The organism is Kitasatospora nipponensis, from assembly GCF_039528135.1.
In the GTDB taxonomy this organism is placed as follows: domain Bacteria; phylum Actinomycetota; class Actinomycetes; order Streptomycetales; family Streptomycetaceae; genus Kitasatospora; species Kitasatospora nipponensis.
Map to the genome: position 1 here is coordinate 1 of NZ_BAAALF010000111.1, position 20587 is coordinate 20587.

At 74.2% G+C, this 20587-nt stretch carries 17 protein-coding genes; 13 read left to right on the forward strand and 4 right to left on the reverse strand.

Annotated elements, in window-relative coordinates; genetic code table 11:
* From ABD323_RS25990 to ABD323_RS26020, 7 genes are all read left to right on the forward strand, one after another.
* On the forward strand, positions 1 to 1956 hold a 1956-nt coding region (locus ABD323_RS25990), incomplete at its 5' end, for a 4'-phosphopantetheinyl transferase superfamily protein (protein ID WP_344444382.1).
* Positions 1953 to 2279 (forward strand): acyl carrier protein, encoded by a 327-nt coding sequence (locus tag ABD323_RS25995; RefSeq protein ID WP_344444383.1) that lies wholly within the window; start codon positions 1953 to 1955, stop codon positions 2277 to 2279. The genes ABD323_RS25990 and ABD323_RS25995, both read left to right, overlap by 4 nt.
* A 2-nt stretch (positions 2280 to 2281) precedes the next feature.
* Complete coding sequence (locus ABD323_RS26000; protein ID WP_344444384.1) at positions 2282 to 3214, forward strand: alpha/beta fold hydrolase; 933 nt, start codon at positions 2282 to 2284, stop codon at positions 3212 to 3214.
* On the forward strand, positions 3211 to 4461 hold the full coding sequence (locus tag ABD323_RS26005; protein WP_344444385.1) for a glycosyltransferase: 1251 nt from the start codon (positions 3211 to 3213) through the stop codon (positions 4459 to 4461). Before ABD323_RS26000 ends, ABD323_RS26005 begins: the two co-directional genes overlap by 4 nt.
* Positions 4461 to 5591, forward strand: a complete 1131-nt coding sequence (locus ABD323_RS26010) for a class I SAM-dependent methyltransferase (RefSeq protein WP_344444386.1) — start codon at positions 4461 to 4463, stop codon at positions 5589 to 5591. Before ABD323_RS26005 ends, ABD323_RS26010 begins: the two co-directional genes overlap by 1 nt.
* A 34-nt stretch (positions 5592 to 5625) precedes the next feature.
* Entirely contained in the window at positions 5626 to 6813 is a 1188-nt protein-coding gene (locus ABD323_RS26015; RefSeq protein WP_344444387.1) for a sulfotransferase family protein, read from the forward strand.
* Between the two features lie 123 nt (positions 6814 to 6936).
* Positions 6937 to 9069, forward strand: coding sequence for a prolyl oligopeptidase family serine peptidase (locus ABD323_RS26020; RefSeq protein WP_344444388.1), 2133 nt, complete (start codon positions 6937 to 6939; stop codon positions 9067 to 9069).
* Between the two features lie 5 nt (positions 9070 to 9074).
* Here the strand turns inward: ABD323_RS26020 and ABD323_RS26025 are convergent, their stop codons facing one another.
* Positions 9075 to 9245: a hydrophobic protein gene (locus ABD323_RS26025; RefSeq protein WP_344444389.1), complete on the reverse strand. Its 171-nt coding sequence runs from the start codon at positions 9243 to 9245 to the stop codon at positions 9075 to 9077.
* Positions 9246 to 9520: 275 nt separating this feature from the next.
* On the opposite strand from ABD323_RS26025, the gene ABD323_RS26030 reads away from it, so the two are divergent.
* The gene (locus ABD323_RS26030; protein ID WP_344444390.1) at positions 9521 to 13519 is read left to right on the forward strand and encodes a HAMP domain-containing protein; all 3999 of its coding nucleotides are present in this window, start codon (positions 9521 to 9523) and stop codon (positions 13517 to 13519) included.
* Between the two features lie 119 nt (positions 13520 to 13638).
* Positions 13639 to 16119, forward strand: coding sequence for a SpoIIE family protein phosphatase (locus ABD323_RS26035; protein ID WP_344444391.1), 2481 nt, complete (start codon positions 13639 to 13641; stop codon positions 16117 to 16119).
* A 351-nt stretch (positions 16120 to 16470) separates the two neighbouring features.
* Here the strand turns inward: ABD323_RS26035 and ABD323_RS26040 are convergent, their stop codons facing one another.
* Positions 16471 to 17526 (reverse strand): YihY/virulence factor BrkB family protein, encoded by a 1056-nt coding sequence (locus ABD323_RS26040; RefSeq protein ID WP_344444392.1) that lies wholly within the window; start codon positions 17524 to 17526, stop codon positions 16471 to 16473.
* A 42-nt stretch (positions 17527 to 17568) separates the two neighbouring features.
* Complete coding sequence (locus ABD323_RS26045; RefSeq protein ID WP_344444393.1) at positions 17569 to 17898, reverse strand: hypothetical protein; 330 nt, start codon at positions 17896 to 17898, stop codon at positions 17569 to 17571.
* Between the two features lie 280 nt (positions 17899 to 18178).
* On the opposite strand from ABD323_RS26045, the gene rpmG reads away from it, so the two are divergent.
* The 3 genes from rpmG to ABD323_RS26060 all read left to right on the forward strand — a co-directional run bounded on the left by rpmG (position 18179) and on the right by ABD323_RS26060 (position 19964).
* Positions 18179 to 18343, forward strand: coding sequence for a 50S ribosomal protein L33 (rpmG, locus tag ABD323_RS26050; RefSeq protein WP_344444394.1), 165 nt, complete (start codon positions 18179 to 18181; stop codon positions 18341 to 18343).
* An 80-nt stretch (positions 18344 to 18423) separates the two neighbouring features.
* Complete coding sequence (locus tag ABD323_RS26055; RefSeq protein ID WP_344444395.1) at positions 18424 to 18687, forward strand: type B 50S ribosomal protein L31; 264 nt, start codon at positions 18424 to 18426, stop codon at positions 18685 to 18687.
* 191 nt (positions 18688 to 18878) lie between these two features.
* Positions 18879 to 19964: a trypsin-like serine peptidase gene (locus ABD323_RS26060; protein ID WP_344444396.1), complete on the forward strand. Its 1086-nt coding sequence runs from the start codon at positions 18879 to 18881 to the stop codon at positions 19962 to 19964.
* On the opposite strand, the gene ABD323_RS46215 is transcribed toward ABD323_RS26060, so the two are convergent.
* A complete protein-coding gene (locus ABD323_RS46215) occupies positions 19934 to 20341 on the reverse strand; it encodes a hypothetical protein (RefSeq protein ID WP_486327155.1) in 408 nt (135 codons plus the stop codon). The two genes, ABD323_RS26060 and ABD323_RS46215, sit on opposite strands and share 31 nt — an antisense overlap.
* Between ABD323_RS46215 and ABD323_RS26065 the strand changes: the two genes are divergently transcribed.
* On the forward strand, positions 20222 to 20578 hold the full coding sequence (locus tag ABD323_RS26065) for a VOC family protein (protein WP_344444397.1): 357 nt from the start codon (positions 20222 to 20224) through the stop codon (positions 20576 to 20578). The two genes, ABD323_RS46215 and ABD323_RS26065, sit on opposite strands and share 120 nt — an antisense overlap.
* Positions 20579 to 20587 lie beyond the last annotated feature (9 nt).

Genomic DNA, 20587 nt, shown 5'->3' on the forward strand with positions numbered 1-20587 from the left:
GAGGGGCTGCGCGAGGCGCCCGCCCCCCGCCGGGGCCGGCCCGGCGCGCCCGCCCACCGCCCGCCCACCGCTCCCCCGGGGCGCGCGGCGCTGGCCGACCTGGCCGAGCGCTTCCCGATCGCGGCCGAGCTGGAGGCGCTGCTGCGCGACACCGAGCGGACCGCGGTCGAACTGATCGCCGCGCTGCGACCGCCGACCGGCCCGATCCCCACCGGCCCGCCCCCCGCCGCTCCGACCCCTACCGATCCGCCCGCCGGCGCCCCGGCCCCCACCGTGCGCACCAGCACCCTGCGCGTCTCCTGCGAGGCCATGCCGTACCTGCGCGACCACTGCTTCTTCCGCCAGCGTCCCGACTGGCCGGACCTGGTGGACCGCTGGCCCGTCGTCCCGGCCACCACGATCGTGCGGCACCTGATGGACGCGGCCGAGCGGGCCGAGCCCACCCGGGTGGCCAGTGGCGTGCGGGACATGCGGTTCGGGCAGTGGGTGCCGGCCGCGACCCCGCTGGAGGTGGAACTCACCGTGCGCGAGGCCGACCCGGGCACCCTCGCCGCGTCCTTCGGCGCCTACGCCGGTGGGATCGTCGAACTGACGGACGGCCATGACCTGCCGCCGGCGCCCTGGCCGGTGGACCCGCGCGACGAGCGCGCCCCGGAGCTGACCGCCGCCGCCCTCTACGAGCAGCGGTGGATGTTCCACGGCCCGGCGTTCCAGGGGCTCACCGAGCTGACCGCGCTCGGCGAACGGCACGTGCGCGGTGTGATCACCGCGCCCGCCGCCCCCGGCGCGCTGCTGGACAACGTGGGCCAGCTGCTCGGCTACTGGATCATGGCCACCCGCACCGACCGCACCGTCGTCTTCCCGGTCGGCCTGCGCCGGCTGCGCTTCTTCGGCCCGGAGCCCCGGCCCGGCACCGAGCTGCACTGCCACATCCGCATCACCGAACTGACCGACACGGTCCTTGCGGCCGACGTGCAGCTGGCGTCGGACGGCACGGTCTGGGCCGAGGTGCACGGCTGGCAGGACCGCCGCTTCGACAGCCACCCCGAGACCCGCCCGGTCGAACGGTTCGTCGAGCGCAACACCCTCTCGGCGCCGCAGGACGGCGGCTGGATGCTGCTCCACGAGCGCTGGCCGGACCTGGCCTCCCGCGACCTCATCATGCGCAACCACCTGGGGGCCGCCGAACGGGCCGACTACGAGCGGCAGCCGCCGCGCGGTCGCCGGGCCAGGCTGCTGGGGCGGATCGCGGTCAAGGACGCGGTGCGGCGGTGGCTCTGGGACCGGGGTGAGGGCCCGCTGTACCCCGCCGAGATCGAGGTGCGCAACGACCCGGACGGCAGGCCCGGGGTGTTCGGGGTGCACGGCCGTACGCTCCCGGACCTCGACGTCTCCCTCGCGCACCGGCACGAGGCGGCGGTCGCCCTCGTCCGGCCGAGCCGTCCCGGCGGCGGGCCGGGCGTGGGCATCGACCTCGAAGAGGTGACGCAGCGCCCGGCCCCGACGGTCGCGGTCGCGCTCGACCCGGCGGAGGTGGACCTGCTGGCCGCCTGCCGCAGCGCCCACGGCGGCACCGAGGCGCTCTGGTTCACCCGCTTCTGGGCCGCGAAGGAGGCGGTGGCCAAGGCGGCGGGCACCGGACTGCGCGGCCGCCCCCGCGACTTCACGGTGGTCCGCGCCGATCCCCGCACCCTGCTGGTCACGGCCCCCGCGGCGGGCGGACCACGCACCCACCGGGTGCGCTGCACGGAGGTCGACAACCCGCCCGGCCTCCCGACGCGCCACTACGTCGTCGCCTGGACCACGCACGACGCCTCCACCACCGACGACACCGCGACCACCGACGACACCGCGACCGCGACCGCGCACAGCACCGCGACCGCGCACGACGCCCGGACCACGGCCGACGCCCAGAACCCTCCCGCCGACACGCACGAAGGACCGGTGACCGCATGACCACCAGCGGGCAGACCACGGAACGCCACCCGCTCACCGAGCAGGAGATCCTCGGCGAGATCGCCGGCATGCTGGCCGCCGTGCTGGGCGACTACGGCCTGGAGGAGTCCGAGGTCACCATGGAGGCCCGGTTCACCGAGGACCTCGAACTGGAGAGCATCGACCTGGTGACCCTGGCCGGCCGGCTCCAGGACCGCTGGGGCGCCCGGATCAACTTCGCCGAGTTCATCGCGGGCATGGAGCTCGAGGAGATCATCGGACTGACGGTGGGCCGGCTGGTCGGCTACGTCGCGGACCGGCTGCGGGACGAGGAGCCGAGCTGACCATGGCCTTCCTCGACCTCGACGGACTCCGCTTCCACGTGCAGGAGCTCGGCCCCCGCGACGCGCGACCGCCCGCGGCGACCGTCGTCCTGCTGCACGGCCTGCTCACCGACAGCCTCGCCAGCTACTACTTCACCCTGGCACCCGCCCTGGCCGCCGCCGGGCTGCGGGTACTGATGTACGACCAGCGCGGCCACGGCCGCACCGAGCGGCCGCCGACCGGCTACCGGCTCGAGCACTTCGCCGACGACCTGGAGGCCCTGCTGGACCGGCTGGGCATCACCGGCCCCGTCCACCTGCTGGGCAACTCCTTCGGCGGCACGGTGGCCTTCGCGCTGGCCGCCCGGCGCCCGGCGCAGGTCCTGGGCATCCTGGCCATCGAGTCCGAACCGGCCACCGCGGCCTGGGCCGCCAAGCTGGCGGACATCCTGGAGCGGGCCGAGAGCGAACTGGTCAAGAAGTCCACGCTGGCCTGGATCACGGCCACACGCGGCCGGCACACCGCCCGGCTCGCCCGCTCGGCCGGCGCGATGATGACCCAGACCTCGCTGGCGCGCGAGATCCCCGCCAGTCGGCTGCCCGGGGAGGCCGAGCTGCGGGCCATCCGCTGCCCGGTGCTGGCCGTCTACGGCACCCGCTCGGACCTGGCCCCCCAGGCGGCCTGGCTGGACGAGCTGCTGCCCGACTGCCGCAGCACCTTCGTCCCCGGCCAGGAGCACTCCGTCCTGATCGAAACCCCGGACGTGGTACGGGAACTGACCCTGTCCTGGCTGCGCGAGCAGGGCGTGGCCCTGCGCACCGCCTGCGCACCGGCCGGCGGCCGGCCGGCGGGCACGGTCACGGTCCGGCCGGCGGGCACCGTCACGGTCCGGCCGGCGGACGCGGGGACCGTCCGGCAGGCGGCCCCGGAGACCATCGCGGGAACGGCCCGGTGAGCCGGGTCCTGTTCGTCGTCCCGCCGCTGGTCGGGCACGTGAACCCGACCGTGGGCGTGGCCGGCGAGCTGACCGCCCGCGGCCACACCGTGGCCTGGGCGGGGGTGCCGGAGCTGGTCGGCGCCCTGGCCGGCCCACGCGCCGAGGTCCTCCCCTGCGCCGTGCCCTCGGGGCAGGAGGCGCAGCGGCCACCGGAGCTGCGCGGGCCGGCGGCGCTGAAGTTCCTCTGGGAGGCGTTCCTGGTCCCGCTCGCCGAGGCGATGGCCCCCGGCGTGGAGGCCGCGGTGCGCCGCTTTCGCCCCGACCTGCTCGTGGTGGACCAGCAGGCGGTGGCCGGCGCGCTCGTCGCCGAGCGGCTCGGCCTGCCCTGGGCCACCTCCGCGACCACCTCGGCGGAGTTCACCGGCGCGCTGAGCGGCATGCCCCTGGTGGACGGTTGGATCCGCGGGCTCCTCGGCGACCTGCGCGGGCGCCTGGGCGATCCGGCCCAGGGCGGCGACCCCCGTTTCTCCCCGCGGCTGACGCTCGCCTTCACCACCGCCGAACTCACTGGCCCTCTCGGCCCGCCACCGGGTCCGATCCGGTTCGTCGGCCCCTCGATCACGACCCGCCCCACGGCCGCGGACTTCCCCTGGCCGTGGCTGGATCCGCACCGCGCGACGGTGCTGGTCACCCTCGGCACGGCCAACGGCGACACCGGCACCGCCTTCCTGACGGCCTGCCGGCAGGCCGTGCGGGCCCGCGCCGGGCGGCTGCAGGCGGTCGTCGTCGACCCCGGTCGGGCCCTGGGAGATCCGGCCCCCGATCCCGACGTCCTGGTCCTGCCGTCCGTGCCGCAGCTGCCGTTGCTGGCCCGCACCGCCGCCGTGATCTGCCACGCCGGCCACAACACCGTCTGCGAGGCGCTGTGGCACGGGGTGCCGCTGGTGGTCGCCCCGATCCGCGACGACCAGCCGGTGGTGGCCGGTCAGGTGGCGGCGGCCGGCACCGGCGTGCGGGTGCGCTTCGGCCGGGTCGACGCGACCCGGATCGGCCGGGCGCTGGACGCGGTGCTCGACGACCCCGCCCACCGGGGCGCGGCCCGGCGGATCGGTGCCTCGTTCCGCACGGCGGGCGGCGCGTCCGCCGCGGCCACCCACCTCGAACGGCTGGTCACCGCGGAGCCGGCCGCAGAGCCGGCCGCGGACCCCGCCACCGAGGCCGTCGAGCACGTCACGCACCCCGGCCCACGGACAGGGAGGACCTGATGACCACCACCGAAACCGGCCCGTCCGCACCCGACCCGACCGCACCACAGCCCGTCGGAAAGGCCGCCGCACGGGCCCGCCAGGTCGCCGCCCTGCGCCCCGACTACCGGGCCCGACTGGCCGACGGCACCGAGCGCTTCTTCGAGGCGCGCCGCCCCGACTGCCCCTGGTGCCACTCCCCCCGTCTGCGGGTCCGCCTGCGCACCCGCGACCTGCTGCAGCACAAGCCGGGACGGTTCGTGCTGGAGGAGTGCCGCGACTGCGGTCACGTCTTCCAGAACCCCCGACTCACGAGCGGCGGGCTGGAGTTCTACTACCGCGACTTCTACGACGGCCTGGGCGAGCAGCGCCTGGGCGGGATGTTCTCGACCCGGGCCTCGGTCTACCGCGGCCGCGCGCGCTCGGTCGCCCCCTTCCTCGCCGCGCCGAGCCGCTGGCTGGACGTCGGCACGGGCCACGGGCACTTCTGCGAGACCGCCCACGAGCTCTTCCCGCGCACCTCGTTCGACGGCCTGGACCTCAGCGAGGGCGTGCGACTGGCCGAACGCGAGGGCCGGCTGGCACACGGCTTCCAGGGCTCGTTCCCCGAGCTGGCCCCCACCCTGGCCGGGCGGTACGAGGTGGTGAGCATGTTCCACTACCTCGAACACAGCACGGACCCGACACGGGAGTTGACGGCCGCGCGGACCGCACTGCGCCCCGGCGGGCTGCTGCTGATCGAGGTCCCCGACCCGCAGTGCCGTTCGGCCCGCCTGCTCGGGCGGTGGTGGCTGCCCTGGCTGCAACCGCAGCACCTGAACCTGATGCCCGCGGCCAACCTGCGTCGCCGCCTCGGCGAGCTGGGCTTCGAGGTGGTCCTGGAACAGCACGGCGAGCCCCACGATCCGGTGGACCTGCTGGCCGCCTGCTGGCTGCTGCTGGACGCCGTCGCCCCGCGCGAGGACGCGCCCTGGCTGCCCGGGACCCCGCCGGGCCTGCCGCGGCGGCTGCTGCGCGGGGCCCTCTTCCTGGCGGGCGCCCCGCTGCTGTTGCTGGCCACCGGACTCGACCGCCTGGTCGCCCGCTTCGCCGGCCGGGCCCGCCTGTCCAACGCCTACCGGTTGCTCGCCCGCCACGACGCGCGGCCCTGACCGTCCCCCCTCCGCTGCCGAAGGACCACACCCCTTGCCTGCCACTCCGCTGCCCCTCGCCCTGGCCAACCTGCTGCTGCGGCCCGGATTCGGCGCCCGTCGCCACCCCGACCGGGTCTTCGACCGGCTCCTGGCCACCGCCGGACAGGCGGACGGGGACCAGCCCTTCGCCGAGGACTTCCGGCTGCTGCTGCGCGACTGGTCCAAGGACGAGCACCTCACCCCGGTCGGCTGGGCGTCCGCGCAGGCGCACGTCCGCCGCCAGCTCGCCAACCGGGCCCGGATCCGCCGGCTGATCTCCCGGCACCCCGCGATCGAGGACGAGCCCATCGAGCGCCCGGTGTTCGTGGTGGGCCTGCCGCGCACGGCCACCACCCTGACGCACGGCGTGCTCTCCCTGGCGGCCGAGCACCGCTGCCCCCTGCTGTGGGAGTTGCTCACCCCCGACCTGGAGCCGACGCCCGAGCAGCGCCGCAGGGCGGTCACCGCCGCGCGCCGGATGGTCGGCGCGATCGACCTGTTCGCCCCGCGGTTCCGCGACGTCCACCCGCTGGACGCCGAGAGCCCCGACGAGTGCACCTTCGCCCTGCCGCACACCGTCATGCCGCTCTCCCAGGTCCGCATCCCCGGCTACCGGGCCCGGCACCACCAGCGGGACTTCGTCCCCGACTACCGCTACCTCAAGCAGGTCTTCCAGGTCCTCCAGTACGGTCGCCCGCGCCGCCGCTGGGTGCTGAAGTCACCCATGCACCTGGAGAACCTCGACGCCCTGCGCACCGCCTTCCCGGACGCCACCGTCGTGTGGACGCACCGCGACCCGGTCACCGTGGTGGCGTCCTTCTGCAGCCTGGTCGAGCACGGCATGGCCATCACCCTGCGCCCCCTGGACCTGCACGGGATCGGCGCCACCTGGCTGGACGTGCTCAGCCGCGCCATGACCCGGGGCCTGGCGGCCCGCGCCTCGATCCCCCGCGAGGCGCTGGTGGACGTCCCCTACTCCTGGCTCGGGTCCGACCCGGCCACCGGCGCCCCGCGGCTCTACGCGTCCGTCGGCGCCCGCTGGAGCAGCGCCACCGCGACCCGGCTCCCGGAGATCACCGCCCGCCCCCGGGGCACCCGCCCGCACAGCTACGACCTGGCGCGCTACGGCCTGACCCGGGCCGGCGTCGAGTCCGCGTTCGCCGACTACAACACCCTGCGCGCCGAGGTCGACCCGAGCTGACGCCGGGGCCACGGCGGACCGGACGGCCTGCGGCGGGTGGTAGATTCCGCCCCTTGTGCGCGGGTGCCGGACCACGCCGGTTGCCCGTCCGACCGTTCGAACAGTTCTGATCCGGAGGCAGTGGTGGGTGGGACGGGATCTTCCCCGCGGGCGGTCGAGGCCCCCAGGAACGAGGACGGCGGCTACACCGCCCACGGCGTCCGGTTCGCGGACCCCTACGACGGGCTGGAGCGGTTGGAGGATCCCGCCACCGTCGCCTGGATCGCCGGTCAGGAGGCGGTCACCCGCGGCGTGTTGGACGCGGTGCCGGGCCGCGCGTGGCTGCGCGCCGCGATCGCCCGCTCCTCGCGCTGGGCCCGGCTGACCCCGCCCGTGGCCACCACGCCGGAGGGGCGGCGGTTCTTCTGGCAGGCGGACGCCTTCGACGAGAAGCTCCGTCTGATGTGTCAGCACACCCCCTCGCAAGAAGCACGACCGGTGCTCGACCCCACCACCTGGCCGGACGAGGAGACGCTGGCCTTCGCGGTTCCCTCGCCGGACGGACGGCTGGTGGCCTTCGGCACGTCCGTGGGAGGCACCCAGGAGGCGGTGATCCGGGTCCTGGACGTCGCCTCGGGCGACACGCTGCCGGACCGGCCGCGGGGCACGGGCCAGGAGTCGGTGGCGTGGCGCCCCGACTCCTCGGGCTTCTTCTACGCCGCCTGCCCCGAGCCCGGCGACGTCCCGGCCGGCGAGGGTGCCTTCTGGCACGCGGTGTACGAGCACACCATCGGCTCCACGGCCCCCGCCCGCCGGGTGCACGGCGACGACCGGAACAAGGAGTACTGGTTCGTCGTGGAGGTGAGCGAGTGCGGGCGCTACGCCGTCATCACCACCTGGGACTTCGTCCACGCCAACGACGTCCACCTGCTGCGGCTGGCCGACGACGCGCTGATCCCGGTGGCCACCGGCATGCGGTCGGTCAACCGGGTGCAGGTCCTCGACGACGCCCTGCTGATCCGCACCGATCTCGACGCGCCCCGCGGCCGGCTCTGCACGGCCCCGCTCTCCTCGCCCGCGGACTGGCGGACCCTGATCCCCGAGGGCCGGGACGTGCTGCAGTCGGTGACGGGCGTCGCGGGGCGGCTGTACGCGGTGCACGCGCGATCGGCCGCCCACAGCGTCAGCGTCCACTCCCCCGAGGGGGAGTTCCTGCGCGAGGTGGAGCTGCCGGGGCTGGGCTCGGTCAACCACGACGAGGGCAGCGGCACGGTCAGCGGAGTGCGCGGCGGGTGGGCCGGCGAGGAGGTGTGGATCGACTTCACCTCCTACCTGCAACCGCCCTCGGTCTACCGCTACGACTTCGGGGCCAACCGTCTGATCCCCTATCACGTCCCCGACGCGGGGATCGAGGCCCGCGACTTCACGACCCAGCGGGTCCGGTACACCTCCCCCGACGGCACCCGGGTGTCGATGTTCCTCGTCCACCGCACGGACGTGACGCCCGACGGGAACCGGCCCGTGCGCCTGAGCGGGTACGGCGGGTTCAACATCTCGGTGGAACCGCGCTTCACGGCCTTCAACGCGGCCTGGCTGCGGCTGGGCGGCGTGCTGGCCTACCCCCACGTGCGCGGCGGCGGGGAGTACGGCCGCGACTGGCACCAGGCGGCCGTCGGCACGCGACGACAGAACGCCTTCGACGACTTCGTCGCCGCCGCGCGGTGGCTGGTCGAGGCGGGCTGGACGGTCCCGGAGCGGATCCTGTCCCGCGGGAACAGCAACGGCGGCCTGCTGGTCGCCGCCACCGCGCTGCAGGCCCCCGACGCCTTCGGAGCCGTCTACTGCCGGGCACCGGTCCTCGACATGCTGAGGTTCCCGGCCTTCGGCTTCCTGGCGGCGGCGACCGTCGAGTACGGCGCGAACCACGACCCGGTCGAAGGCCCGTACCTGGCGGGGTACTCGCCCTACCACAACGTGCGACCGGGCCGCCGCTACCCCGTGATGGCCTTCGCCTCCGCCCTGAACGACCGCACCGCACCGCCGCACGATCCGCTCAAGATGGTCGCGCGGCTCCACGCGCGGGCCGACGCCGGCGGCCCGTACCTGCTCCTGCCGCTGCGCGGCTCGGGCCACGGCGGCGGCACCACGGCCTCCGCCCTGGTCGACCAGGACACCGACGAACTCGCCTTCTCCTGCTGGGCTCTGAAGGTGAGTCCGCCGCAGGCGGACGCCGACGCCGGCGCGCAGGCGGTCGCGCCCCGGCCCGGTTCCCGGTGAGCGTCCTACCAGCGGTACCAGCGGCTGCGGGAGCCGGCGCCGTCGGTGGCGCGGGCGACGAAGCCCACCAGCCAGAACACCAGGACGATCACCGCCACCCACCACAGGGCCTTGAGGGCGAATCCGGCGCCGAAGAGGAGCAGGGCCAGCAGTAGGACGAGAAGCAGGGCAACCATGAGGTGACCTCCATGTCGGTGTCGACCTCGTCTGCCCCCGGAGGCGCCCGGCATGCGCCCGGCCCCGGTGCGCGGGTCCGGCGGGGGTGAGATGGCCCACTTCCCACCGTTTGCGGGAAGTTCGCCCCCGGCGGAGGGCGTGCGGTAGCGTCCCGGACTGGATGACAGGTGCCTGGCACGGCTTCGGCACGGCCTCTGGTCGAGTGGGCAGCCGGATCGGGCGTTGACGGTGGCGGGCCGGTGGCCTGGCGCTCTACGTGGAAGGCGGCGCCTCGATGGCCGGCTCGACCAAGCCCCCGGCACAGCGCTCCGACGGCGGCGGCGCCGCACAGGTCGGCGAACCGGACCTGCGCCGCCTGCTGGCCGGGCTCACCGCCGTGCGTGACGGCGACTTCGGCACCCGGCTGCCCGACGACGCGGACGGCCTGCTCGGCGAGATCGCCACCGTCTTCAACGGCATGGTCGACCAGCTCTCGCTCTTCACCTCCGAGGTGACCCGGGTCGCCCGGGAGGTCGGCACCGAGGGCATCCTGGGCGGCCAGGCCGACGTCAAGGGCGTCTCGGGCACCTGGCGGGACCTGACCGACTCGGTCAACGTCATGGCCGACAACCTCACCGCCCAGGTCCGCTCGATCGCCCAGGTGGCCACCGCGGTCGCCCAGGGCGACCTCTCGCAGAAGATCAACGTCACCGCGCGCGGCGAGATCCTGGAGCTGAAGGAGACCATCAACACGATGGTCGACCAGCTCTCCTCCTTCGCCGGGGAGGTGACGAGAGTCGCCCGCGAGGTGGGCACCGAGGGGCGTCTGGGCGGGCAGGCGGACGTGCAGGACGTCTCGGGCACCTGGCGGGACCTGACCGAGTCGGTCAACGTCATGGCCGACAACCTCACCGCCCAGGTCCGCTCGATCGCCCAGGTCACCACCGCCGTCGCCCAGGGCGACCTCTCGCAGAAGATCCGGGTGGACGCGCGCGGCGAGATCCTGGAGCTCAAGGAGACCATCAACACGATGGTCGACCAGCTCAGCGCCTTCGCCGACGAGGTGACCAGGGTCGCCCGCGAGGTGGGCACCGAGGGCAACCTCGGGGGGCAGGCCACCGTCCGCGGTGCCTCCGGCACCTGGAAGGACCTGACCGACAACGTCAACGTGATGGCCTCCAACCTCACCGGCCAGGTGCGGTCCATCGCCCAGGTGGCCACCGCGGTCGCCAAGGGCGACCTGTCGCAGAAGATCAACGTGGAGGCCAAGGGCGAGGTCGCCGCACTCGCCGGTGTGATCAACACCATGGTCGACACGCTCTCCGCCTTCGCCGACGAGGTGACCCGGGTGGCCCGCGAGGTCGGCACCGAGGGCACGCTGGGCGGTCAGGCCCGGGTCCCCAACGTGGCCGGCACCTGGAAGGACCTCACCGACAACGTCAACTTCATGGCCCACAACCTCACCAGCCAGGTCCGCAACATCGCCCAGGTCACCACGGCCGTCGCCCGGGGCGACCTGACCCGCAAGATCGACGTCGACGCCCGCGGCGAGATCCTGGAGCTCAAGACCACCATCAACACCATGGTCGACCAGCTGAGCGCCTTCGCCGCGGAGGTGACCCGGGTCGCCCGCGAGGTCGGCAGCGAGGGCCGGCTCGGCGGGCAGGCCGAGGTCGAGGGCGTCTCCGGCACCTGGAAGCGGCTCACCGAGAACGTCAACGAGCTGGCCGGCAACCTCACCCGGCAGGTCCGCGCGATCGCCGAGGTCACCAGCGCGGTGGCGGCCGGCGACCTGACCCGCTCGATCACCGTGGACGCCTCCGGCGAGGTCGCCGACCTCAAGGACAACATCAACTTCATGGTCGAGTCGCTGCGCGAGACCACCACGGCCAACGAGCAGCAGGACTGGCTGAAGTCCAACCTGGCCCGGATGTCGGGCCTGATGCAGGGCCGGCGCGACCTGACGGTGGTCGCCGAGCTGATCATGGACGAGCTGACCCCCCTGGTCTCGGCCCAGTACGGCGCCTTCTACCTGGCCGAGGAGAGCGGCGAGGCCGTCTTCCTCAACCTGATCGGCTCCTACGCCTTCCCCGCGGGCTCCACGAGCACCCGCTTCAGACTCGGCGAGTCCTTCGTCGGCCAGGCCGCGCGCAGCCGGCGCACCATCGCCGTCGACGACCTGCCGAGCGGCTACGTCAGCGTCTCCTCCGGCCTGGGCAGCACCGACCCGGTCTCCCTGGTGGTGCTGCCCATCGTGGTGGAGGGGCAGGTCCTGGGCGTCATCGAGCTGGCCACCGTCCGGGCCTTCACGCCCGTCCACCGTGCCTTCCTCGAACAGCTGATGGAGACCATCGGCGTCAACGTCAACACCATCGTCGCCAACGCCCGCACCGACGAGCTGCTCGGCGAGTCCCAGCGGCTCACCTCCGAACTCCAGGTGCGCTCCGAGGAGTTGCAGGCCCGTCAGGAGGAGCTGCAGTCCTCCAACGCGGAGCTGAAGGAGAAGGCGGCGCTGCTCGCGGCACAGAACCGCGACATCGAGACCAAGAACCTGGAGATCGAGCAGGCCCGCCAGGAGCTGGAGGACCGCGCGCACCAGCTCTCGCTGGCCTCCACCTACAAGTCGGAGTTCCTGGCCAACATGAGCCACGAACTGCGCACCCCGCTCAACAGCCTGCTGATCCTGGCCCAGTTGCTGGCGCAGAACCCGACCAGGAACCTGACGGCCAAGCAGGTCGAGTACGCGGGCATCATCCACTCCGCGGGCTCCGACCTGCTGCAGCTGATCAACGACATCCTCGACCTGTCCAAGGTCGAGGCGGGGAAGATGGACGTCACCCCCGAGCGGATCCCGCTGCGCAAGCTGCTGGACTACGTGGACGCCACGTTCCGGCCGCTGACCAGCCAGAAGAGCCTGCGGTTCACGGTGGAGACCGCGCCGGCGGTGCCCGCCGAACTGCTGACCGACGACTACCGGCTGCGGCAGGTGCTGCGCAACCTGCTGTCCAACGCGGTCAAGTTCACCGAGAAGGGCGGCGTGGAGCTGCGCATCGAGGTGGCGGACGACGCCCGGGTGCCGGAGGTCGCCCGCCGTGAGGACGGCCCGGTGATCGCCTTCCACGTCGTGGACACCGGGATCGGGATCGAACCCCAGCACCTGGAGAGCGTCTTCGGGGCCTTCCAGCAGGCGGACGGCACGACCAGCCGCAAGTACGGCGGCACCGGCCTGGGCCTGTCGATCAGCCGGGAGATCGCCTTCCTCCTCGGCGGCGCGATCATCGCGGACAGCGTGCCGGGCCACGGCAGCACCTTCACGCTCTACCTGCCCGCCGCGCGCAGCGAGTTCGTCGAGCTCAACGCGCAGCCCCCGCGCGCGGTCCCGGTCGGCGGGCAGGAGGCGGCGACGCCCGCGGCGGTGCTGCCCGCGCCCCAGCCCAAGCGGCTGCTGGTCATCGAGGAGCGGCCGCGCGGCCTGCTGTCGCTGGTGGCCGAGAGCGCCGTCGCCGACCTCGCGGGCCACCCGGGCCTGGGGGACCCGCGCCCGGCCGTGGAGGTCATCACCACGGTGGGTGCCCGGGAGGCGGCGGCCACGCTGGCCGCGACGCCGTGCCACTGCGTGGTGCTGGAACTCGACCTGCCGGACGGCGCGGCGCTGAGCTTCCTGGAGGAGATGGCCCGCGACCCCGCCCTGCACAGCGTGCCGGTCCTGGCCCACAACAACCGCCGCCTCGGGGTCGCCCAGGAGCAGGCCCTGCAGCAGCGCGCCACCGGGCAGCCACTCGAACTCCTCTCCAGCCTGGACGAGTTGCGCGAACGCATCGCCCTGCACCTGAGCGCCGACCAGCCGGGGGACGTGCTGCCGCTGGTGCGCAGCGAGGACCCGGCCGCCGCCGCGCTGGCGCAGCACGTGGACGGCTCGCTCGCGGGGCGGACCGTGCTGGTGGTCGACGACGACGACCGCAACCTCTACGCGCTCACCGGGATCCTGGAACTGCACGGCATGCGGGTGCTGCAGGCCGAGAACGGACGTGCGGCGATCGACACCCTCACCGCGCACCGCGGCGTCGATCTGATCCTGATGGACGTGATGATGCCGGAGATGGACGGCTACGCCGCCACCAGTGCCATCCGCGCGATGCCCGAGCACGCGCAGCTTCCGATCATCGCCGTCACCGCCAAGGCCATGATCGGCGACCGGGAGAAGAGCCTCGCCTCCGGGGCCAGCGACTACGTCACCAAGCCGGTCGACGCGCGCGACCTGATCGCGCGCATCGAACAGTGGCTGCGGCCGTAGCCACGGCCCGCCGGCTGCCCCCCACCGCAGCCGGCCGCCGCGCGCCCGCCCCCCCCCCGGCCAGCCGGCCGCAGCGCGCCGGCCCGACCGACGACCCCGCCACCCGAGGAGATACCGCGATGCACGACTCCCAGCCGCCTCGGGACACGCCGGAGCAGCCGCACGCGGACGCCGGGCGCGGCTCGGACACCGGGCACGGTCCGGACACCGGGCACGGTCCGGACACCGGGCGCGGCTCGGACACCGCGCGTACCTCCGCGGGTGGAGCGGTGCCGCGGGCGGGCGGGGGCGTGATGGGTCGGCTCACCTCCACCGTCGACCGGCTGAGCCGCGAGCTCACCCGGGCCCAGGCGCAGGCGGACGGCCGGGCGCTGGTCGAACTCGCCAAGGGGATCATCGTGGAGCGCCTGGGCGTCTCCCCCGCCGAGGCCGGCCGCCAGCTCGACTCGCTGGCCGAGCAGTCGAAGCTCTCCGTGCTGGAACTGGCGGCCGACCTGGTCAACCAGGCCTCGCACGACCGCATCGCCGAGCTGGCCCGCGAGTTCGTGGCCGGTGCGGGCGAGCCGTCGGTGGGTTTTCGGCTGCGCAGCGCCGAGGCGGGAATGCTGGGGGCCTCCGACGTGCAGGCCGTCGCGCAGTCGGTGCTGGAGCACGCGCTACGGCCGCTCGGGGCACAGGCCGTGGCGATCTGGGCCGCCAACTCCGACCAGTCCCTGACCCTGGTGGGCTGGGCCGGGTTCGCCGACGAGCAGGAGGCGGTGCGCTGGCGTCACGTCCCGCCCGGGGTGCCCGTGCCGGCGCGCCGCGCGTTGACCGATCGGGCCCCGGTGGCGTACGAGTCGCTGGCCGCGGCGGGCCTGCCCTCGATCGGGCAGAGGGAGTTCAGCGGCGGACGGCTGGCGGTTCCGGCCGGCGCGGGCGGCCGGATCACCGGCGTCCTGGAGATCTGCTGGCCCGGTGCCCTGCCGGCGCGGTCCCAGTCGCTGCAACGGCAGTTCGAGGCGCTGGCCGAGCTGTGCGCCACCGCGCTGGACTCCCGGCCGGCGAGCGGCGGCGCCGCGGGCAACGGCGACGTCGACCCGCAGACGGCCGACCTGCTGGAGCTGGTCCACGGCCTGCACGACCCCTGCCTGGTCCTGCGCCCGGAGCTGGACGCGGTCGGCCGGGCGGGTGACTACCTCATCGACCACCTCAACCCGAGCTTCGAGGACTTCGCCGGCCGCCCGCGCAGCGCCATCGTCGGCGCCCGGCTGCTGGAGGCCTACCCGCTGGCCGCCGAACCGGGCGGCCTCTTCGAGAAGGTCGAGCACGTGCTGGCGACCGGCGAATCGTTCCGCTCCCCGCGGATGGACCTCGCCGCCCTGGTCGACGGCGTCCCGCTGACCACCCGGGCCCGGGTGAGCATCAGCCGCCACGGGACCCGCGTGGTCGTCATCTGGCGCCCCGAGGACGGCGCCGCCCACGTCGCCGGCCTGCTGCAGCACGCGCAGCGGCTGGGACGCATCGGCGGGTTCGAGGAGAACCTGCACACCGGTGAGATCGCCTGGAACGAGACGCTGTTCGACCTGCACGGCCTGCCGTCCCACGCCGACCCCATCCCCCTGGAGCGGCTGCCCGCCCACGCGCACCCCGACGACGAGCACACCATCGGCCGGTTCCTGCGCACCCTGCTGCACCACCAGCGGGCCGCCTCCACCGCCTTCCGCCTCCAGCGCGCCGACGGCATAGCCCGGCACATCCGGGTCGTCGCCGAACCGGTCCTCGACGCCGACGGCCGCATCGCCGCCGTCCGCGGCGCCTACCAGGACGTCTCCGCCCAGCACTGGACCGAGGTCGCGCTCGCCGCCACCCGCGACCAACTCGCCCACAGCGAGCAGCAGGCCGCCGAACGCAACCGGCTCGCCCTGCAACTGCAGCACGCCATCATGCCGCCCAGCCGCGGTCCGCTGGACCTGCACGACCTGCGCGTGGCGGTGCGCTACCGCCCCGCCGAGAAGGACCACCTGGTCGGCGGCGACTGGTACGACGCCCTCGCGCTGCCCAGCGGCCAGGTGCTGCTCTGCGTGGGCGACGTGGCCGGGCACGGCATCGAGGCCGCCACCGGCATGGTCGCGCTGCGCAACGCGCTGCGCGGCCTGGCCGCCACCGGCGCCGGCCCCGGCCAACTGCTGAGCTGGCTCAACACCGTGACCCACCACCTGACCGACAACGTCACCGCGACGACGATCTGCGCGCTGTACGAGCCGCGGACCCGGGCCCTGCGCTGGGCCAGGGCCGGCCACCTCCCGCCGCTCCTGCTGCGCGACGGCCGGGCCGGCGAACTGCCCACCGTCGCCGGGATCCTGCTCGGCGCGATCGACCAGGCCGACTACGAGGAGGGCGAGATCCAGCTGAGGCCCGGGGACACCCTGATGATGTACACCGACGGCCTGATCGAACGCCGGGACCGCTCCCTGGAGGAGTCCCTCGACGACCTGCTGACCACCGCCGGGGACGCCGACGGCCTCACCGAGCTCGACCGCCGGCTCGACCACCTGCTGCGGTACAGCAGCTCCGACACCGACGACGACACCTGCCTGATCGGGATCACCGTCCGCTGACCCGGCCGCCCGCGCCGGGTCAGTCCGGCGGCTCCTGGGGACGGGGGCGGCCCGGCTCCGGGGGTCCCGGAGGCGTGGGCGGAGCCGCACCGGGCTCCGCGGGCCAGCCGGGCGCGGGCAGGACGGGCGGCTCGGTCGGTGGCCGGGGCGAGCCGGGCGGGGCCGGCGGATCCGGCGACAGCGGGGGCGTGGTCGGGTCCGGCGGTGCCGGCGGCACCGGCGGATCCGGGAGCGCCGGCGGGAGGCACGGTTCGAGTGGTGCGGGGGTGGAGGCCATGGGGTGTCCTTTCCTCTGGCCCGCGGCAGGAGCCGCGCGGCCTACCGGTGTCGGACCGGGTCGGACCGGGTCGGTCAGTCGAACGCGCCCGGTTCCTCGCAGCCGGCCGGTCGCCGGGGTGACGGCAGCCTCCGGGCCGTGTCCGCTGCCTCGGCGGCGGGTCGGTGGAACTCCACGCTGACCTCCTCGCACGACTTGTACGAAGCGGCGGTGGCGTAGGAGGTGTAGGCCCGGCGGTCGGCCGGGGTCAGCGCGGCGTCGTCGGTGAAGGGGGCCGCGATGCTGCGGGGCCAGAGCCGGCGGGTGCGCACCGCCGCGCTCTCCGCGCAGACCACGAGCGTCAGCGCGCCCAGGTAGAGCCACGCCAGCAGGCCCAGCACGATGCCGAACAGGCCGTAGGTGGCCGTCGCGCCGCGCAGTTGGTGGCCGACGTAGTAGGTGCTCGCCCCGAGCAGCGCCTGCCAGATCAGCGAGGCCGCCACCGCCTCCGGCCACAGGAGGCGGATGCGCAGGTGGCGGTCGGTCAGGAGTCCGAACGCGAGCAGGAGCAGGCCCGTGTCGAGCGCCACCGACAGTGGGACGGCGGCGACCCGGACCGCCCAGCCCGGCGCGATCCCCTCGGCGTGCACGGTGCCGATCAGACCGGCCGGCCCGCTGGAGACCAGGAGGCCGGTGGCGAGGACCGCCAGCAGCGGCAGCCCGCGGAGCCGGGCGGCCAGAGCACCGGGGCGGCGGTGCTGGGGAACGGCCCAGATGGTGTTGAAGGCGTTCTGGATCGCCTGTGCCACGCCCAGCGCGCCGTAGAGGCTGCCCGCGACACCCACGGCCAGGGCGAAGCCGTTGCCCTGGAGGGAGTGGATGTTGTGGCCGAGTTGGTCACCGATCACCGGGACCCGACTCAGTGCCGAATGCAGGACCTCCTGCTGCAACGCGGCGTTCCCCTGGAGCGCGAAGCCCAGCAGGGTGACCAGGAGCAGCAGCACCGGGAAGAGCGAGAGGAAGCCGTAGTAGGTGATCAGTGCGGCCATCGAGCCGCCCTGGTCGTCGATGAACTTGTAGACGGTGGCGATGCCGAGGCCCACGCGGCGGTGCCCTCGCTGGTAGTGGTCGAGTCTGCTGAGCACGCTCATGGTCGCTACGTCCTGTGGGGTGGGTGGCCGCGTCGGGCCGGATCAGTGCCGGCGACGGCGCAGCGCGAGCACCGTGAGCAGCCCGCCGCCGAGCGCCACCACCCCGAGGCCGGCCGACCGCGTGCGGACGGCGCGGGCGGTGCGGGTGGCCGCGTGCCGCGACCAGAGCAGGGCGAGCGCCAGCCGGACGCGTGCCCGGGCCACCGCGTCGTCCGTCTCGGCCCGGCCGAGGGTCCCGCTCACCACCCCGGCGGTCGCGGGGACGTCGGTCAGGGGATCCGGCTCGGGGACTCCCAGCACCTCGTGGGCCTGCTCCCGGTCGAATTCGGCGAGCGTGGTGGGGGCTCCGGTGGGACCGTCGGGGCGACTCATGGCGACCTGCTTTCCGTGTCCGTGTCCGTGTGCGTGTCCGTGTGCGGTGTGTCCTGTGCGGTGTGCCGTGTGCGGGGGCTCGCCTGTCCGCTCCGGCGCCGGCTAAACCGGTGTCGCCCGCGGGCGGCAGGTCGGCCTCGACCCGTCCTCGCCCCGCGCGGACCCGCCGGGAATGCCCGGGGGACGGACCGCGTTGGAGCCATCAACAGCAGGAATGGAAACGATAACCATTCCGTCCATGGCCGGTGGGTCCGCCCACACCAGGCCCGAGAGGACACCGATGGCCCGCAACGAGCTCCGTCCGGTCGTCACCCTGCGTTCCACCGCGGGGACCGGCACCACCTACGCCACCCGCAAGAACCGCCGCAACGACCCCGACCGGATCGTGCTGCGCAAGTACGACCCGGTCGTCGGCCGGCACGTCGAGTTCCGCGAGGAGCGCTGACCGCGCACCCCTCCCCCGACCGGCGCCCGCCCCCCGACCGCACCCCAACCCCCACCCTCACCCCCACATCGGAGGACCCCATGAAGCCCGGAATCCACCCCGCCTACCGCCCGGTCGTCTTCCGCGACAAGGTCGGCGGCCTCACCTTCCTCAGCCGCTCCACCGCGGCCGGCGACCGGACGGTGACCTGGACGGACGGCACGCGGTACCCCGTCGTCGACGTCGAGGTCTCCGCCGCCAGCCACCCGTTCTACACCGGCACCGCCCGCGTGCTGGACACCGCCGGCCGCGTCGAACTCTTCCACCGCCGCTACGGCTCGGCCCCGGCCACCGCGAAGGGGTAGCGCAGAGGCAGGGGTGGGCACGGCAGTACGCCGGGTGGCTCGGACCGCGTCCCAGCCACCCGGCGTCGCGGTGCCGGGGGACATCGCCGATACAGGAACGACATCCTCTTTACCGGAACCTGACCTGACCGATGAAGGGATGAGACGCCATGCAGACGGCAACCTGACGTCCCACCCCTACCGTTCCCTGCATGTCACCTACTCATGGGCGAATCAGCAGTCACCGCAGCAGCATCCGCAGCCGAACGAGCACCCGGGTCGTCCTGACGGCAGTCGTGGTGGCCGCCGGCCTGGCGACGGCCGCGCCCGCGGGCGCCGCACCGCAGGACGGGGGCGCCGGCGACCGGGTGAGTGTCCATCAGGAGACGGTCACCGCCGCGCAGCAGCAGGCCGTCCAGGACTACTGGACCCCCACCCGGATGAAGCTGGCCGGCGCCCTGGTCCCCGAGGAGACGCCCGTGCCCGCGGACGACGACACGCCGGACGATCCGCGCCCGCTGCCCGCGAACACGCCGGACCCCGGCGCCACCTGGACGCACGGCGGGGCGGTCGACGCGAGCGTCGGCCGGCTCTTCTTCACCTTCTCCGACGGCTACGACGGCAGTTGCACCGCGACGGTCGTCACCGGCGCCAACCGCAGCACCGTCGTCACGGCGGCGCACTGCCTGCGGGGCGTCGGGGCTCCCACCGCCGCCGACACCTGGACCCACAACCTCTATTTCGTGCCCGGCTACCGCAACGGGGCCAAACCACTCGGCGGCTTCAGCATCAGGACCGTGGCCACCTCCTCCCGCTGGGACGCCGACCCGGGCTCGACCACCTCGGCCGACGTCGCGGTGGCGGGCTACGACGCGGGCGTGCTGGTGGCGAACCGTTCGGCCGACGGTCGACGGCTCGCGGACGTCACGGGAAGCCAGCGGATCGCGTTCACCCAGCCCACCCGTGGCGAGTTCGTCCACACCTTCGGGTACCCGAAGGAGCGCCTCAACGACCCCGGCGCCAAGTACGCCGGCTCGCGCATGATCCACTGCGCCGGACCGGCCCAGCCTGGTCCCAAGGCCCCCCTCCTGTGGGGCGAGCCGTGCGACATGTCGCACGGGGCGAGCGGCGGCCCGCACCTCGCGCAGTTCGACACCCGAACCGGCGTCGGCACCGTCGTCGGCGTCACCACCACCACGGACGACCTCGCGGGCGGGCCGACCGGCACGCTCTACGCCACTCGCCTGGGTGACAGCGCCCACCGCCTCTACAGCTGGGCCCAGACCCGCCCGGCCTGACCCCGTACCAGGCCCGGGGGCGACCGCCTCCCGGCGAGCGGTGCCCGGGCGGGGCCACCCGCCCGGGCACCCTTGACCGCGAGGTCGTCGACGTTCGGGTTGTTGCGCAGGGTGATCAGGTGACCCTTGGTCGGACCGCTGGTCGCCGTCAGGCAGCCGCCCTGGTGGGCCCACGATCGGGTCCACCGCCACCGACCTCCGCCAACGCCCCGACCACCGGCTGGGCAACCCCCTGCGGGCCTGGCAGGATGGCGGTCATGGAACGTGTGGTCGGAATCGGTGGGTACTTCCTGCGCGCCAAGAACCCGGCGGCCCTGAGCGCCTGGTACCGGGAGAGCCTCGGCCTCGACACCGACGAGAACGGCGCCTGGCAGCAGGAGGCGGGCGTCAGCGTCTTCGCGCCCTTCGAGGCCGACACCGACTACTTCGGATCGCGCTCCCAGCAGACCATGCTCAACTTCCGGGTCCGTGACCTGGATGCCATGCTGGCGCAGCTGCGCGCCTTGGGGGCCGACGTCGCGGCCGAGGCCCAGGACTTCGAGGGCGTCGGCCGGTTCGGGTGGGTCACCGATCCGGAGGGCAACCGCATCGAACTCTGGCAGCCCGCGGACTGACCGCGCCGC

Coding starts and splice junctions, on each gene's coding strand:
- ABD323_RS25995 (WP_344444383.1), top strand. CDS start 1,953: ATGACCACCAGCGGGCAGACCACGGAACGCCACCCGCTCACCGAGCAG.
- ABD323_RS26000 (WP_344444384.1), top strand. CDS start 2,282: ATGGCCTTCCTCGACCTCGACGGACTCCGCTTCCACGTGCAGGAGCTC.
- ABD323_RS26010 (WP_344444386.1), top strand. CDS start 4,461: ATGACCACCACCGAAACCGGCCCGTCCGCACCCGACCCGACCGCACCA.
- ABD323_RS26025 (WP_344444389.1), bottom strand. CDS start 9,245: ATGGTTGCCCTGCTTCTCGTCCTACTGCTGGCCCTGCTCCTCTTCGGC.
- ABD323_RS26030 (WP_344444390.1), top strand. CDS start 9,521: ATGGCCGGCTCGACCAAGCCCCCGGCACAGCGCTCCGACGGCGGCGGC.
- ABD323_RS26035 (WP_344444391.1), top strand. CDS start 13,639: ATGCACGACTCCCAGCCGCCTCGGGACACGCCGGAGCAGCCGCACGCG.
- ABD323_RS26040 (WP_344444392.1), bottom strand. CDS start 17,526: ATGAGCGTGCTCAGCAGACTCGACCACTACCAGCGAGGGCACCGCCGC.
- ABD323_RS26045 (WP_344444393.1), bottom strand. CDS start 17,898: ATGAGTCGCCCCGACGGTCCCACCGGAGCCCCCACCACGCTCGCCGAA.
- rpmG (WP_344444394.1), top strand. CDS start 18,179: ATGGCCCGCAACGAGCTCCGTCCGGTCGTCACCCTGCGTTCCACCGCG.
- ABD323_RS26055 (WP_344444395.1), top strand. CDS start 18,424: ATGAAGCCCGGAATCCACCCCGCCTACCGCCCGGTCGTCTTCCGCGAC.
- ABD323_RS26060 (WP_344444396.1), top strand. CDS start 18,879: ATGTCACCTACTCATGGGCGAATCAGCAGTCACCGCAGCAGCATCCGC.
- ABD323_RS26065 (WP_344444397.1), top strand. CDS start 20,222: ATGGAACGTGTGGTCGGAATCGGTGGGTACTTCCTGCGCGCCAAGAAC.